The organism is Pseudoalteromonas luteoviolacea, assembly GCF_000814765.1.
In the GTDB taxonomy this organism is placed as follows: Bacteria; Pseudomonadota; Gammaproteobacteria; order Enterobacterales; family Alteromonadaceae; genus Pseudoalteromonas; species Pseudoalteromonas luteoviolacea_H.
Genome location: NZ_JWIC01000003.1, coordinates 445,109 through 459,906 on the forward strand (window position 1 = coordinate 445,109; position 14,798 = coordinate 459,906).

Below are 14,798 nucleotides of genomic sequence, written 5' to 3' on the forward strand. Positions count from 1 at the left end.
TGTGCAAAGCAAAGGCCCTAAATCACCCTTGATTTAGGGCACTTACTGTTAGCTCTTTTCGTAAATGGTGCTGTTAATCACCAACACGTCGATGCCTGACATCAGGAACACCGCGAGCATGTCTTCAACAGAATGCACAATGGGTTTACCCATAATGTTGAAGCTGGTGTTTAGTAGTACAGGCACGCCTGTGATCTCTTTAAAGCTGCTGATCAAGTTGTAGTAAGGTTCGTTCCACTCTTTTTTTACTGACTGCAAACGACCTGTGTTGTCGACGTGCACAACCGCAGGCACTTTGTCTCGTACTTCTTCTCTAAAGACCAAAGTACGCTCCATGTAAGGTGATTCTTGGTAGTTTTCAAAATACTCATCGCCGTGCTCGTGCAAGATCGACGGTGCAAACGGTCTGAACTCTTCACGGAACTTAACGCGGGCATTGATGGTGTCTTTCATATCTGGCAAACATGGGTTTGCGAGGATGGAGCGGTTACCTAAAGAGCGCGGACCAAATTCGGCGCGACCTTGTGCCCACCCGATGATTTTGCCTTGTGCTAAAAATTCAGCGGTCTTTTTGTAGACCTCATCGCCGTAATCTGTGGCTTTTAAGTGGCCATATTGCGCCAGCTTTTGCAGCGATTTTTCTTTAACTGTCGAGCCAGTGTATGGCGATTGCACGGTTTTACTTGGCTGCCAAGTTGGGTTGTCTTGCTGGTAACTTAAAAACGCAGCACCAATGGCATTGCCATCATCAGCAGGGGCTGAAGGCACAAAGATGTTGTCAAATTTGGAGCGCTCAAGAGCGGTGCCCATAAATGAGGAGTTCAGTGAGCAGCCACCTGAAATACATAGGTTTTTAGACGGTGCATACTCGTATGCGGCATTGATTAAATCCATGAAGATCTCACCAAACACCAACTGACCTGTGTAAGCAAAGTCTTTATAGCGTTCAACCGACTCACCTGGCTCTCTTGCCATGCTTTTGATTTCTTTCATGATGGCATTAAGGTTTTTCGGAACAGCAAAGTTACCGTTTTTAACCTGCAAAGATGAGCGCAGTAAATCATAGACTCTTTGGTCTTTTTTACCGTACGGGGCAAGGCCCATCACTTTCCACTCTTCACCTTTGAGCGGGTCAAAACCGAGGTTTTCACAGATGATGGTGTAGAACAAACCCAAGCTCTTAAATGAGCGTTTTACCTTGATTGGCGCAGGTTTAATTTTGCCATGTTTGTAGGTGTAATAGGCAATACTGCTTTTTTCGCCCATGCCATCTACCACGATACAGGTCGCGTCATCATATGGGCTGTTAAAACAGGCATTGGCCGCGTGAGTTAAATGGTGGTCGTGATAGCGTACATCCGTTGGTTTTTTGGTTCGGTAGTTACCGACGATAAAATTGCGGCAACCAGCTTCAAAAAAGCGCGATAGGGTTCTGCCAGCCGCTGCCTGAGAAGCACGAGCAAAGTAGAACTGATCTTTAATATCACGGGTGTTGACGTCAATATTAAATGAGAAAGTTTCTAAAATACTTAAAACCACATTTTCTAAAATATTGGTGCTTTTTTCGCGGCCTTTACTCCATGTTTTGGCAATCACAAGCTCGGTACAATCGGCGCAGTGGGTTTTTAGTACTTCTTCAATGTAGTAAGGGTTGTCTGGCAAGCAGTATAGGCCACGCTTGTAGCCTAAAAAGCGCTCTGCGTCTTCAGCAAAAATGAGTTCGCCTTTTGCGTTAACGATTGCAATTGCAGGGTCGTGAAATGAGGTGGCTAAGCCAATGTAATATTTCATCGATGTGGTCCAATATTATGGTTAAGTTTTATTCTGTTGATGGCCTTGCTTGGGCCAGTGATTGTATTCATGTGGATTTAAGCCGTTGCGGGTATGCGCGCGTGCTGCTGGGCAGGGCGTAAATCAGTTAAATGGAAGTATCCGCCGAAACCGTGCAAATAAAGTGTAGGGCGGTGGCCAAATTGCAGAGTGGCCTGAGTACGGGTTTTATAGGGTGTTGTTTGCCCTTTGATAAGCACCTCGGTACCCACTGGATACGTGTTATTCCAGTGTGCAACTTGCTGCTGCGGCGTAACACTAATTTGATTATTGGATGGTGTTTTTACGGCACTGGACTGCGCTGGCATCACAAACTGTTTTTCAATGGTTTGCACTAATTTAGTCAGCACCTTTTTTGGCCCAAGCTCTACAAAGTCCATATCACCTTGTGAGAGCAAGTATTCAACGCTTTTAGTCCACTGCACAGGCTGGGTAATTTGCGCTATTAAGTGCTGAGCGATATCCGTATGGTTATAAGGCAGTGCTGTGACATTAGCAATCACAGGTGTTTGTAGAGTTTTAAACTCAACGCCTTGAATAAATTCAGCAAACTCAGTTTGCGCAGGGGCCATATAGCGAGAATGAAAGGCGCCACTGGTATTGAGTTTGATAAAGCGACCACCTAGCTGCTCAATAAAAGCTTGGCTTTGATTAATGTCTTCAGCAAGCCCTGAGATCACGATTTGGTCTGGCGCATTCAAATTGGCAATATCAATGGTGTTTAAGTTGTTCTCTGCCAGTGCGTTATTTAAGTTCGATTCACTGACATTTAGCACAGCGGCCATGGCGCCGGGGGCTGCTTTGCTCATGAGCTCACCGCGCTTTTGTACCAGCTTTAACCCAGTTTCAAAACTGATTGCACCTGCGGCAAATAGCGCAGCGTATTCACCCAAACTGTGACCTGCTAAATAGTCCGCAGTTCCTTGTTGTTTTTGCTGTTGTAAAAAAGCGAGGGCACTGACGACATAAAGTGCAGGCTGAGTAAATTGAGTGTGATTAAGCTGCTTGTTGGGATCTGCCAAGCACAGCTCGCTGATTGAATAGCCAAGTAAGTCACTGGCTTGCTCAACATACGCAGGAAACTCAGCAAAAAGCGGTTTGCCCATGCCGACGTATTGTGATCCTTGTCCCGGAAATATGTATGTTTTCATATCTGCTCCGTTTTTTATTTGTAAGCGAGGTTAGCTGCCAGCAGTTGTTGCACTTTGGCATTCATCAATTCAGCGGTGTCTTGCATCAGTGTGTCGGCAATTTTGTCAACGTGACGGTTCTGCCATGGTTCGAGCTCTGTGCCTTTGACCCATTGATTAAATGCACCAAGGGCAGGGCCAGTGTGCACTTGAAAGTTCACCCGCATTTGCTCATCGCCGCTAAAGGCCAGCTTCATGCTGTGGGCAAAGTACCAACGAAACACGCGGGCCATTTTATATTTACCGTCTTTTTCGGCGCGCTCGACATCGTGTGGGCGCTTAGATGCAAGCAAGTAGTCTTTGGTTTGTTGCCAGATATCTTCAAAGCTCATGTTGAAGTACTTGTCTTGTAACTGCGCTTGTGTTCTTTGCGGTAGGGCGTCGAGCGAGTCATATTGCTGATAAAGCTGAAACAATTTGTTGGCACGCGCTGCAAAAAAGCTGCCTTTTTTCAGTACCTGCACCTTGGCACCGGATTCAAACATATCGCCAGCGGGCGCATATTCAGTGTCTTGCACATTGATGTGTTGCAGCATGTGTTTAACGGTATCGGATGTACCGGCTTCGACGGTACATTGGTTGATAGAACCCGTGAGAATAAAGTCTGCGCCCATCATGAAAGCGGCTGCGGCCGCACTTGGCGTGCCAATACCGCCACCAAGCCCAATTCGCGGCGCGTGCATAAAGCCCAATTCAGCGACTTTTTGGTCCCGTAAGCTTTGGATTGCGGGCAGTAAAACCGCGGGCTGGCCTCTGTCTGTATGGCCGCCTGAGTCAGCCTCAACGCAGATATCATCACACATAAAAATGGACTGACTTAATTGTGCTTGTTCGGCTGTGATTTTATGCTCATTAAGCAGTTGTTGGACGATTTGCTGAGGTGCTGGGCTTAAAAAGCCATTGGCGACTTCTGGGCGAGAGAGTTTGGCGATCAGTTTATTGTGGGAGCGCACATTGCCTTGTTCATCTTGGTATAAACCCTGTAAGCGATACAGTACCAGAGCGGGTGTAATGCGAATAAATGCGGCGGCTTCAATACACTTAACCCCATGTTTAAGGTAGAGCTCTACGGTTGCAAGCTCGGTATCTGGCGAGTTTAAATTTGCCACTAGATTCATTCCATATGCTTGGCCATGTGTGAGTTTGCTTTGAATATGAACTATGTCTTGCTCTATGTCTTTTAGTTGTCTACCACCTGTGCCTAAAAAGCCCATCACACCTGCGTTTGCAAGTGCGATGATCAACTCTTTAGAAGCGATACCACGATACATGCCGCCTGCTAAATAAGCATATTTGAGACCATAGTCCTTGCGAAAATTGGCACAGCCAAGGTTGTTTGGTGAAATCTTGGCTAAGTCGAAGTTGTTTGTGACTTTAGTACTTTGTTGGTTTTTGTTGTTATGTTTTTGTTCACAAACGACACCAGTTAACTGGACGTTTTCATGATCTATAGCGTGCTGCATACCATTTCCAAGCGGGATCATCTTAGTTATAACGCATGGTGGTACATAATTATGAAAGCAAAATGGAGGAATAAATTTTATTTTTATAATACTAGTTTATTAGTTTGTATTTTAATCAGCGCGTTATTCAGCACTTTTTAAGGAGTTTTAGTATTTAATCTACTTTTAAAGGCTGGTTGGTCACTAAGTTATGTTTTTTCGTGCATTTTATGCAACTAAATTATTCTGTTTTTGATGTGGATTGGTTGGCAAAAATTTTAAGGATTGCAGTGTGAGGTATCTAAAGTATTTACTCTTTGTTGTGACTTTCGTCATTTTAATCGGTTTGTTACTACCCGAGAAGTTACACATACCGGTACGTGGTGCAAGTGTTCATGATTGGCATCAAGAGACTTTTTGGTATGAACCGTGGGGGAGTTCGGGCGTGCACAAAGGTATAGATATTTTTGGGAAAAAAGGTACTGATGTGTTGTCGGCATCCGACGGGTTTGTTTTATTTTCAGGGCAGTTCAATAAAGGCGGCAAAGTGGTGATTGTGCTCGGCCCCAAATGGCGGCTTCATTATTATGCGCATCTAGAGAGTGTTACAACTCATGCTGGTCAGCGGCTAAGTTCAGGTCAACCCATTGGTACTTTGGGCGATACAGGCAACGCCAAAGGCAAACCTGCTCACGTACATTATTCTATTTTGTCACTTATCCCACTACCTTGGCTTGTAACAAGTGAAACCCAAGGCTGGAAAAAGATATTTTATTTAGATCCAAGTAAGGTTTTGGTGGAGTGAGGGAGTTTACTTTGCTAAAGGGTGTTATTTGATCCGTGGCAATTTTACTCAATGGGCTTGTTACTCCTTGCGCGCCTTGTTGGATAACATGAGTATAAATTTGTGTTGTTCTAACATCTGTATGTCCAAGTTGAGCTTGCACAGTTCGGATATCTGCACCATTTTGAAGTAGGTGAGTGGCAAATGAATGCTTAAGTGTGTGTGGAGTGACAGGTTTTGTGATCTTTCCCCTTGTTGCTGACGTTTTTAGCGCTCTTTGAATTTGCCGTGGGTCCAAATGGTGACGGCGAAGTTGTTGTGTTTCAGGGTCGATATTCAATTTGTGAGAGGGTAGTAAATAATGCCAACCAAGTTGTTTGTTTGCGCTTTTATATTTATCTTTGAGTTTGTGTGGCAACCAGACTCCAGCATATTGCTTGTTTTGAATATCTCTTTGTAAATACGCACTGACGACTTTTATTTGTTGATGAAGTGGCTCTATTAGGTGAGCGGCAAGTGTAACCACTCGGTTTTTTTCTCCTTTACTCTGCCATATGCGAATACAATGGTAATCAAAATCAATATCTTGTACTCGTAACCTCAGCACTTCCATTAGCCTTAAACCACTGCCATAAAGCAAAAATACTGCCAGTAAATGTTGATGAGGGCAGTGTGTTAGCAGTGCTGCGATTTCCCGTTCAGTCAATACAATGGGTAGCTTTTGTTGGCGGTGGCTTTTATTAAACTTAAGCGATAGGCTCAATGGTTGTTTGATGATCTCTTTATACATATACACTAGTGCATTGAGCGCCTGAGCTTGTGTATTTGCAGCCACGTTTCCACGTTTTGTTGGTTGGCTAGGTGACTTAAAAACTGTTCTACCGCCTCCTCATCAAGTGTTTTTGGGTGCAATAAATTATGAAATCGAATAAAGGCAGTTATCCAATAGAGATAACATGAAATAGTACTTTTGGCATATCTTTGCGTATACATATGTTCCTGAATCATTGATAAAAATGGTGATTTCATATGCAGTTCTATTTTAAATTATTTATATGTATAAATATACAGCGCTCAGTATTTATCAAATATCACTGTTATACGACAAGTGACATATTTTAACCATTTCTAATTTGGTGACATTTGCCTAACTTATTGTTATGGTTGAGGGTATTAAAGTGCGTATTTGAAAAGCTGTTGTTATGCGGCAGACATTACGCTGTTGTTATGCGACATTTGTCGTAGATAAAAATGTTATGTACCTGAGGGAGTGTAGACGTGATATCTGACTTCACATTTAAAAAAGATGGCGTAATCGGTAGTTGGCTAGGAAGCGCTGATGGTACTGACGAAACCGTTAAGCTGCAATTTAACTCCGATTTTTCAGGTACGTTAATTAGAGAATGGACTGAGAATGACGGTTCCATTGTGAAACAGACTTATTTCTCTTCTTCCAACTCAATAACCCAAAGTTCTGGTTTACTGATTTGTGATTTTGAAAATGAGAAGAAAGTGACAAAAATCAAAGTATCTCTTTTCCCATTTATCTTTGGTAATAGACAAAAAGGAATGGATGGTTCTATGTATATGTTTCAAAATGGTATTAAATGCTTTTGTTTGCGCGTTTTCTTTGAAAATTCATAGAAAATCGGTACATAACAAGTGCATTATGAGCGGAACCAAAAAGCTTGGCTTGGTTCGTACCTCACCAATTATAGCCAAGCATTTTGTTCCGCATATGCGGGCGTTATATGCCATGGAGATTTAGGTGCCAAAGTCGAAGTATCAGCAAATAATTGAAGAGCATTGTAGTAAAGAAGCAGTAACTATTCCGACAGGATTTTACCGCCGATCAGCTGGACACTTAGCGGTCATTAAGTACTCAGGAACTCAAAAACAGTTAGTGGCAACGACTTGGACTAAAAGTGCTGACGTAATCAATTATCTTACTAACTATGGCAATGAACATTGCCAAATTAATGACTTCAAAAAAGGTATAGAGCTAGTCTGGAATGGTGCTAAATCACTAACTGTAAGACAAGCGGTGTAACTGGCATATAACAAGGCAAATTAAAAAGCGCGGACAAAAATCAGTTGGCTTTGTTTGTGCCTCACAAATTTTAGCCAACTAATTTTTGCCGTTTATTTGCGGCGTTAGCTGTACAAGGAAAACCGAGTAGTGGACACATTTGCAGAAATAATTATGAATATGTACGGGATGTCTCTTTATGAGTTCACAGTAATGGCTCTTGACGCCGTAATTTACTTAGTAGCCGTTATTGTGGTTTTGCTTGCATTTATTAAACTAGCCAAAATCACTAAAAGTAAGAATGCCAAAGGTGTAAAACTATCTATTTTTGCAACTATTTTGTCTTCTTTTGTGGCGGCAGCAATAGCTGAAAACTCAGATTCATTTGGTATTCTCGAGGTGTTTGTTTTACTTATACCTTCAGCGTTTATTTTATTGTCTGCAATCTGTTTTTACCGCTTTAGTAAAGAAATCCTAGTAAAGTACAGCTAACAAACGCATTAACGCATGGACTAATAAAGCTTGGCTTGGTTCGTGCCTCACCAATTTTAGCCAAGCTTTATTAGCCCGTTATGCGAGGCGTTATATGTACTTGAGAATTGAATGAGACAATACTCCGTAGTAAAAATTAAATCTCTAAAAAAAGATTTTACTCATTCCGAAAAGAGCATTGGCTCTCGGCTTCCAAAGGTAGGCGATGTTGGAACAATTGTCGAAGTTTATGGTGAGGCTTTTGACATAGAATGTAGCGATGAAAACGGCATAACTATTTGGCTTGAGCTTTTTGAACCTGATGATGCAGATTTAGAGTTACTGTACATATAACAAAGCAAATTAAAAGGTCGGACAAAAAAGAGTTGGCTTTGTTCGTGCCTCACAAATTCTAGTCAACTAATTTTTGCCGTTTATTTGCGGCGTTAGGCACTATGAGGAATCAATGGAATATCCAGACGATGATATTGGCGATGTATTTCGCAGAATGGAAGCAAGTAATTTTGATTTCTCGAAAGAGCATGTTGTAGATTTTTATGCTGTTTTTTCGACAGAGGAAGAAGCTGATAAAATTGCACGAATGTTCGTTGCTGACGAGTGTATATATGAAAATATTGAAACTCGCCCTTATGACGAAGGGGGAATGGAGTTGGAAATTTCTAAAAAGATGCTTGTGACTTATGACTCAGTCTCTAAGCTAGAGAAACTTCTAGCTAGTAGAGTTGCTTTAGTTACAGGCTATATGGATGGTTGGGGCGTATTACAGGAATAAATGCCTAACAAACCGATCAAGCCGAAGCCAAACATTCCAGTTGCTTTGTGGTTCGCTTCGCTCACTTTACCACAAAGCAACTTCCACATTTGCCTCGGCTTATCGGGGCGTTATACACCCTAAGGTGATTTACCATCGAGAACGAATTTTTAAATGAAGTAAGAACGCAATTTCGATTTTTAAATAGTGTTTATCAATTCAATGAGGTTTACTCAAAAGAGTTCGAGATAAACTACGAAAACTCAACAACAAGAATTCGTGTTGAAGGAATTAACTGGGGTCTTAACTCCAGAGTTGCAATCGGTTCTAATAATGGTCAGTTCGAAAACTTTGATTTAATGGATGTAATTTATAGTTGTAGTCGAATCAGAGTTAAAGTAAAACCTAATATCAGTCAATTACAACAAATACAAGTGCTAGCAGCTTTATTGGTTACCTATGCTCGGCCCATTCTCAATGGTCAGCACTCTTCATTTTTTGAAGTCAATCGCCAAATCGAATTACGCTCAGAATTGTTAAGAGCTAACCGTGTGGCAGGTGTATAACAAACGCTTTAACCAAAGGACGCAAAACAGCAGGCTTGCGCTCCTTCGTCGCTAATTTTAGCCTGCTATTTTGCGCCAGTTAAGCGAGGCGTTAGCTATCTAGGAAGCATATGATAAAAATTGTGGCAATTATTCTAGCTTTACTGGGTGTAACTTTTTACTTTTTAAAGTTAAATGCCCCAGAAGCAAAAGAGTGGCTTAAAGAAAATAAAAACAAGTATGCATTAGCAGGAAATAGGTTTGCTGGAACAGAGGATGCTATTAAATTCGTAGAGAAGCTTTATGAGTTGGGCGCTGTCAAAGTCGTAATTTCTAAAGATTCAATTTACGATGAAAAGGAAAGAGTAGAAAAAGAGGGTGGCCCATACGCTGATGCAATCGTTGTAACGTTGCCAAACTCTGAATCGGAACGAACCGCCTTGTTTAAAATTTTTAAAAACGAGGCAAATTCTCAAGGCATGGAATTTGACCCTAGTACTGACGTTAGAAATAATAAAGTATTTATTTGGTGGGACTAAGTTAGCCCGATAGCTAACAAGGCCGTTAAACCAAGGACGCAAAACAGCAGGCTTGCGCTCCTTCGTTGCTAATTTTAGCCTGCTATTTTGCGCCGGTTAGGTAAGTGTTAGGCATCAAGAAAGTATGGACGAAAACATTAAGATCGGAGATTGGGTCAGAAGCTATGGTTCAGGAATATGGAGAGTTCACCGAATTCTAGAACTCAATGACTTCGATATTCCAAGTCAAAGTTATAAACCTAGAACTGTTGTTTTCTCTTCACGCTTTGTAAACGACTCTTATAAGCGCTCCTTTTCAACTGAATGTTGTGATTTAGCGTTTGTTTCTCTTTTGGATTCTGATGAAAAAGACGAGTTGGATTCGTTTATAGAAAACAACCCTGAGCTGGTTGCAAAATTTGATACTTACAAACCTAAGAGTATTGATGCTATTTACAACGCAAGTGCAAGTCAAATGGGACAGGCACAATTTATATTATTAAACTTAAGCGATAGACTCAATGGTTGTTTGATGACCTCTTTATACATATACACAAGTGCATTGAGCGCCTGAACTTGTGTATTTGCAGCTACGTTTTGTTGGTTGGCTAGGTGACTTAAAAACTGTTCTACCGCTTCCTCATCAAGTGTTTTCGGGTGCAATAAATTATGAAATCGAATAAAGGCAGTTATCCAATAGAGATAACATGAAATAGTACTTTTGGCATATCTTTGCGTATACATATGTTCCTGAATCATTGATAAAAATGGTGATTTCATATGCAGTTCTATTTTAAATTATTTATATGTATATATATACAGCACTCAGTATTTATCAAATATCACTGTTATACGACAAGTGACATATTTTAACCATTTCTAATTTGGTGACATTTGCCTAACTTATTGTTATGGTTGAGGGTATTAAAGTGCGTATTTGAAAAGCTGTTGTTATGCGGCAGACATTACGCTGTTGTTATGCGACATTTGTCGTAGATAAAAATGTTATGTTGCATAGGGGTATGATCGAAAAATTTAAGAAAGTAAGCTTTACTGCCGTCTTAGTTAGTTTGGCTTTAATGCTAGTACTTCACCTATCCGATGCTCAGTATGCGTTGCTAAGCGGATATGTGTTTTTAATATTATGGAGCTTAGATAAAGTTTTTTTGTGGTATTTTAACTTTGATTTCGGTATCGCTAGTCAACTAACTATTAAAAAAGATGCTCCCAAAATATTAAGGCTGGCAGGTCTAATATTTGCTCTATTTGTTTTATATATTGGTACCAAAGGTATATTGGAGTTGCCTGCAACATAACAAGGCAAATTAAAAAGTGCGGACAAAAACCAATTGGCTTTGTTCGTGCCTCACAAATTTTAGCCAACTAATTTTTGCCGTTTATTTGCGGCGTTAGCTGTTTTTCAAAGGAATGCATGTGACTGATAAAAAAGACGTACAAATTGTAGATCCCACAGCTCACTCAACAGTCGTTGAGAATGGTGAACCTGTGGAAATCCAAGCATTAAGTAAGTTATTTGAGGGTGTTGTTACCCCTATAGCTAAAGGGCAAGAAATAGCGGCAACCGAAGCTACGAAAAGAGCAGAGATACAGGCAAAACTAATTGGCAAAGGTTTGAACTACTTTTTTGGTGTTGCTTTCTTTATATTATTAATAGCCTTTGTTGCACTGTTCTTCGATAAAGATGGATTAGCTGAAAAAATTATCCTCAGCGTTATTACTTTTATTGGTGGTTTGGGCTTAGGTAAAAGTTTGCCCAAAAACAGCTAACAAACAAATCAACGAAGGACTTAAAAAGCTTGGCTAAGCTCGTGCCTCAACTAAATGGGACAGGCACGAATTCATTAGGCCAATTGATTTAGGGCATTAAATTGTGAAATCGAATAAAGGCTGTTATCCAATAGAGATACCATGAAATGGTACTTTTGACATATCTTTGCGTAGGAAGATACGTTTGTATTATGGATAAAAAGGGCTGCTTCATAACCAGCTCTATTTTGATTTTTATATATACAGTACTCGATGCTTTTCAAATATCACTGTTATACGACAAGTGACGTACTTTAACCGTTTCTAGTTTGGTGACATCTGCTTAACTTATTTGTTATGGTTGAGGGTATCAAAGTGCGTATTTGAAAAGCTGTTGCTATGCGGCAGACATTACGCCGTTGTTATGCGACATTTGTCGTAGATAAAAATGTTAGGTATTCAGGGAGTAACATTGAATTCTGTAGAGTTATTCAAAAAAGGTAGCTTTTTTAAGGCAATAATAACTAGAGTCGAACCTACATTAGAGGCAGCATTTGTAGACTTCGGCGCAGAAAGGCAAGGTTTTTTGCCGCTAAAAAATATAGAGGGATACGACAAGGAATTACATAAAGAAGGCTCGTTTTTAATTGTTAGTATTGAAATGCCTGAAGACGGACAAAAGGGTGCAGCTGTTAAGGCTCATAAAACAGTACCAAATGGAATAACAGTCCATGAACTTGAGCTGTCCTATCAAGAAAAGAAAAGCACAATAAGTACTGCTATTTTCTTTGCATCAGCAATAATTTTATTTGGCGCAATCGTGTATATGAATACCTAACAAGGTCGTCAACGCTGGCCACGAAGTTAAAAATAGCTATGTGTTGCATCATATTCCTGAGCAAAGCGAAGATATATTTGTGCTGCTTATTTCAGGCTCTTATATCCTAAATATTGAGCTCAATAGATTTGATGCGCAAGAAGAGCCAGTAATTGAGCGCGTTGAACTTAATGATTATTTACACGGCTTAAGCAAAATACATCAAATACAAATAGCTGTTGCTTTAGATTTAGCGAGAGCTTAAACATAACAAATGCGTCAACTGGACCAAAAAAGCTAGGCTTGGTTCGCTGCGCTTCCAATTTTAGCCTAGCTTTTTCAGCCTGTTACGCAGGCGTTAGGTATACATGGAATTTCTGCACAAATTTGCATGTTTTGATTGTCGAGTGGCATTCAAAAGACGTGCAACTGAAGAGTCAAATACGGGTACTGCTTGGCAAGCTGATTCAGAACTCGTACATAATTGCCCTAATTGTGGTCGCAGGATGGCTTTTTTAGGTCGAAATTTTCGTACACCGAAACAGTCGAATACAAATAAGTGGCATTCAGCAAGGTTACTTTGGGAAGCAGGTTTCAGGTACTGTGGTAGTGGTTACCATTCAGATCCTGTTCTCCCAGAATCCAAAGTTGAAACAATAGAGTTCATTAAGAATAATCCTTGCCACACTCAAAAAATTGCAAGTAATAACTTTTGGGAAAAGTATACCTAACAAGGCCGTTAAACCAAGGACACAAAACAGCAGGCTTGTGCTCCTTCGTCGCAAATTTTAGCCTGCTATTTTGTGCCGTTTACGGCAAGCGTTATATTGCCTTCAGGGAATTATGAAATTTGGATATTAGAGAAAACGGCTTTGAGATATTAGAGAGTTTTATATCTCAGCATGAAATACAATCTATTAAAGCAGAGGTAAAAGAGTTTTCTGAAACCTACCCCAAATATGGTATTCGTGGCGCGAATAACAAATTCCAATCCATCCAAAAATTATGTTCATCTGAAAAACTGACAAAAATTGCTGAATCTTTCTTAATGGGGAAAGCTAATTTGGTAAGAGTAATTTTCTTCGATAAAACGGCAGAACATAATTGGCTGGTTACTTGGCATCAAGATAAGACCATCTGTGTAAACAGAAAAGCTGATATTGAAAACTGGAAAGCTTGGAGTATCAAAGATGGTAAACACCATGTTCAACCACCTATAGATGTTTTAAATAAAATGGTTGCCTTCAGGGTTCATTTGGATGATTGTGACGAGGACAATGGGTGTTTAAAAGTTATACCTAGTAGTCATCAATTGGGTGTTTTGACTCAAAGTGAAATTGATTCAATCACTAAAAACCAACCAGCATTCTCGTGTGTGGTCAAAGCTGGTGATGCATTGGTAATGCGGCCACATCTTTTGCATTCATCAAGCAAATCCGTTAATCCCAGCAATAGGCGTGTAGTTCATATAGAGTTCAGCAGTTTTCAACTACCTTGCAATTTAGCTTGGGCGTAGGGCAATATAACAAAGCAAATTAAAAAAGTGCGGACAAAAATCAGTTGGCTTCGTTCGTACCTCACAAATTTTAGCCAAGCATTATTAGCCCGTTATGCGAGGCGTTATGCGCATAGGAGTTGCATCATGTTCGGCAAGAAATCTGCAATCAGAAAGTATAAACGGAAGTTGGGCGCAGAACTATCTAATCGGTATGGTGGGGCTGCATCTTATACAAAAGCGCAAGTAGACGTTACCGTCAATGATTTAAGGTTAAATCCAAGGTATATCCACTACGCATATATAATGTATTGCGATTATCAGGCATTTGATGAAAAAGACTTTCCAGAGCCAGTCGATTCAATGAATGACACAATATCATCGGCTATGACTGGTGGTATAGTAGCCACTATGTTTTTCGGTGCTAGCTATGATGGAGATTCAGGAGGTGGATTCGGAGGTTGTGGTGGTGGCGGTGAGAAACCAAATGGGACAGGCACAAATTTATTGCTTAAATCGAGCTGATTAACTACTGTTTAAATATCCAGTCCAAGTTGAGTTGAGTAGAAATGACAAGAGCAAGGAAAGCACTGATAGATTTGTCGTCGACGTCTTATTATCACTTAATCGCACGGTGTGTACGCCGTGCTTTTTTGTGCGGAGACGATAAGTACACTGGCAAAAACTTTGACCATAGACGAACTTGGTTAGTCGAAAGAGTAAAGCTGCTCAGTCGTGTATTTGCCATTGATATAGCGGCTTATGCCGTTATGAGTAATCACTATCATTTGGTGGTCAAAGTGAATAGACAGCAAGCACTTAGTTGGTCAGACAATGAGGTGATAGGTAGGTGGTACAAGTTATACAAGGGCAGTCCAGTTATTGATAGGCAGCTAAACGGTGATGCACTTAGTGAGGCGGAGCTGTTGCTTGTATCTGAGTTAGTTGAAAAGTGGCGATCTAGGCTATTTGACATTAGTTGGTTTATGAAAAACCTTAATGAATACATTGCAAAAGAAGCAAACAAGGAAGATAACTGCACGGGTAAATACTGGGAAGGGCGGTACAAGTCTCAAGCTTTACTTGACGAAACAGAGCTGCTCAGTTGTATGGCGTATGTAGACTTAAACCCAATCCG

Annotated in this window: 20 protein-coding genes and 1 pseudogene; 16 read left to right on the top strand and 5 right to left on the bottom strand. The window is 40.6% G+C overall.

The window, feature by feature from the left end; genetic code table 11:
* Positions 1 to 48: 48 nt before the first annotated feature.
* The 3 genes from JF50_RS03135 to JF50_RS03145 form a co-directional block, all read right to left on the bottom strand.
* Positions 49 to 1,791, bottom strand: coding sequence for a carbamoyltransferase (locus tag JF50_RS03135; protein ID WP_039608027.1), 1,743 nt, complete (start codon positions 1,789 to 1,791; stop codon positions 49 to 51).
* A gap of 77 nt (positions 1,792 to 1,868) precedes the next feature.
* Positions 1,869 to 2,981, bottom strand: coding sequence for an ACP S-malonyltransferase (gene fabD, locus JF50_RS03140; RefSeq protein WP_039608028.1), 1,113 nt, complete (start codon positions 2,979 to 2,981; stop codon positions 1,869 to 1,871).
* A 14-nt stretch (positions 2,982 to 2,995) separates the two neighbouring features.
* Complete coding sequence (locus JF50_RS03145; RefSeq protein WP_080760090.1) at positions 2,996 to 4,483, bottom strand: PfaD family polyunsaturated fatty acid/polyketide biosynthesis protein; 1,488 nt, start codon at positions 4,481 to 4,483, stop codon at positions 2,996 to 2,998.
* Between the two features lie 271 nt (positions 4,484 to 4,754).
* Between JF50_RS03145 and JF50_RS03150 the strand changes: the two genes are divergently transcribed.
* Positions 4,755 to 5,267: a M23 family metallopeptidase gene (locus JF50_RS03150; protein WP_039608029.1), complete on the top strand. Its 513-nt coding sequence runs from the start codon at positions 4,755 to 4,757 to the stop codon at positions 5,265 to 5,267.
* A gap of 40 nt (positions 5,268 to 5,307) precedes the next feature.
* Here the strand turns inward: JF50_RS03150 and JF50_RS03155 are convergent.
* Positions 5,308 to 6,275, bottom strand: a pseudogene (locus JF50_RS03155) (integron integrase); the annotation flags it as partial.
* 249 nt (positions 6,276 to 6,524) lie between these two features.
* Here JF50_RS03155 and JF50_RS03160 point away from each other — a divergent pair.
* The 7 genes from JF50_RS03160 to JF50_RS03195 all read left to right on the top strand — a co-directional run bounded on the left by JF50_RS03160 (position 6,525) and on the right by JF50_RS03195 (position 10,155).
* On the top strand, positions 6,525 to 6,890 hold the full coding sequence (locus JF50_RS03160) for a hypothetical protein (protein WP_039608030.1): 366 nt from the start codon (positions 6,525 to 6,527) through the stop codon (positions 6,888 to 6,890).
* 124 nt (positions 6,891 to 7,014) lie between these two features.
* On the top strand, positions 7,015 to 7,296 hold the full coding sequence (locus JF50_RS03165; protein ID WP_039608031.1) for a hypothetical protein: 282 nt from the start codon (positions 7,015 to 7,017) through the stop codon (positions 7,294 to 7,296).
* A gap of 129 nt (positions 7,297 to 7,425) precedes the next feature.
* A complete protein-coding gene (locus JF50_RS03170; protein ID WP_235423391.1) occupies positions 7,426 to 7,767 on the top strand; it encodes a hypothetical protein in 342 nt (113 codons plus the stop codon).
* A gap of 111 nt (positions 7,768 to 7,878) precedes the next feature.
* Positions 7,879 to 8,100 carry a hypothetical protein gene (locus JF50_RS03175; RefSeq protein ID WP_039608032.1) on the top strand — a complete coding sequence of 74 codons (222 nt, stop codon included), beginning with the start codon at positions 7,879 to 7,881 and terminating at the stop codon, positions 8,098 to 8,100.
* 112 nt (positions 8,101 to 8,212) lie between these two features.
* On the top strand, positions 8,213 to 8,539 hold the full coding sequence (locus JF50_RS03180) for a ribonuclease E inhibitor RraB (protein WP_039608033.1): 327 nt from the start codon (positions 8,213 to 8,215) through the stop codon (positions 8,537 to 8,539).
* 655 nt (positions 8,540 to 9,194) lie between these two features.
* The gene (locus JF50_RS03190; protein WP_039608035.1) at positions 9,195 to 9,602 is read left to right on the top strand and encodes a hypothetical protein; all 408 of its coding nucleotides are present in this window, start codon (positions 9,195 to 9,197) and stop codon (positions 9,600 to 9,602) included.
* A gap of 124 nt (positions 9,603 to 9,726) precedes the next feature.
* Complete coding sequence (locus JF50_RS03195; RefSeq protein ID WP_200890375.1) at positions 9,727 to 10,155, top strand: hypothetical protein; 429 nt, start codon at positions 9,727 to 9,729, stop codon at positions 10,153 to 10,155.
* Here JF50_RS03195 and JF50_RS26655 read toward each other — a convergent pair.
* Entirely contained in the window at positions 10,053 to 10,361 is a 309-nt protein-coding gene (locus tag JF50_RS26655; protein WP_080760092.1) for a site-specific integrase, read from the bottom strand. The genes JF50_RS03195 and JF50_RS26655 overlap by 103 nt on opposite strands.
* 173 nt (positions 10,362 to 10,534) lie before the next feature.
* Here JF50_RS26655 and JF50_RS03200 point away from each other — a divergent pair, with 173 nt between their 5' ends.
* The 8 genes from JF50_RS03200 to JF50_RS03235 form a co-directional block, all read left to right on the top strand.
* A complete protein-coding gene (locus JF50_RS03200) occupies positions 10,535 to 10,897 on the top strand; it encodes a hypothetical protein (protein ID WP_039608036.1) in 363 nt (120 codons plus the stop codon).
* Positions 10,898 to 11,015: 118 nt separating this feature from the next.
* The gene (locus tag JF50_RS03205; RefSeq protein ID WP_039608037.1) at positions 11,016 to 11,369 is read left to right on the top strand and encodes a hypothetical protein; all 354 of its coding nucleotides are present in this window, start codon (positions 11,016 to 11,018) and stop codon (positions 11,367 to 11,369) included.
* A gap of 451 nt (positions 11,370 to 11,820) precedes the next feature.
* Positions 11,821 to 12,186 (top strand): S1 RNA-binding domain-containing protein, encoded by a 366-nt coding sequence (locus tag JF50_RS27835; protein ID WP_327077583.1) that lies wholly within the window; start codon positions 11,821 to 11,823, stop codon positions 12,184 to 12,186.
* 40 nt (positions 12,187 to 12,226) lie between these two features.
* Positions 12,227 to 12,430, top strand: a complete 204-nt coding sequence (locus JF50_RS03215) for a hypothetical protein (RefSeq protein WP_052262113.1) — start codon at positions 12,227 to 12,229, stop codon at positions 12,428 to 12,430.
* Positions 12,431 to 12,533: 103 nt separating this feature from the next.
* Positions 12,534 to 12,896: a hypothetical protein gene (locus JF50_RS25940; protein WP_052262114.1), complete on the top strand. Its 363-nt coding sequence runs from the start codon at positions 12,534 to 12,536 to the stop codon at positions 12,894 to 12,896.
* A 119-nt stretch (positions 12,897 to 13,015) separates the two neighbouring features.
* Positions 13,016 to 13,681 carry a phytanoyl-CoA dioxygenase family protein gene (locus JF50_RS03225; protein ID WP_039608040.1) on the top strand — a complete coding sequence of 222 codons (666 nt, stop codon included), beginning with the start codon at positions 13,016 to 13,018 and terminating at the stop codon, positions 13,679 to 13,681.
* 126 nt (positions 13,682 to 13,807) lie between these two features.
* The gene (locus JF50_RS03230; protein WP_039608041.1) at positions 13,808 to 14,185 is read left to right on the top strand and encodes a DUF6559 family protein; all 378 of its coding nucleotides are present in this window, start codon (positions 13,808 to 13,810) and stop codon (positions 14,183 to 14,185) included.
* Between the two features lie 44 nt (positions 14,186 to 14,229).
* Positions 14,230 to 14,798: transposase (locus tag JF50_RS03235; RefSeq protein WP_419177496.1), on the top strand; the 569-nt coding region annotated here is incomplete at its 3' end.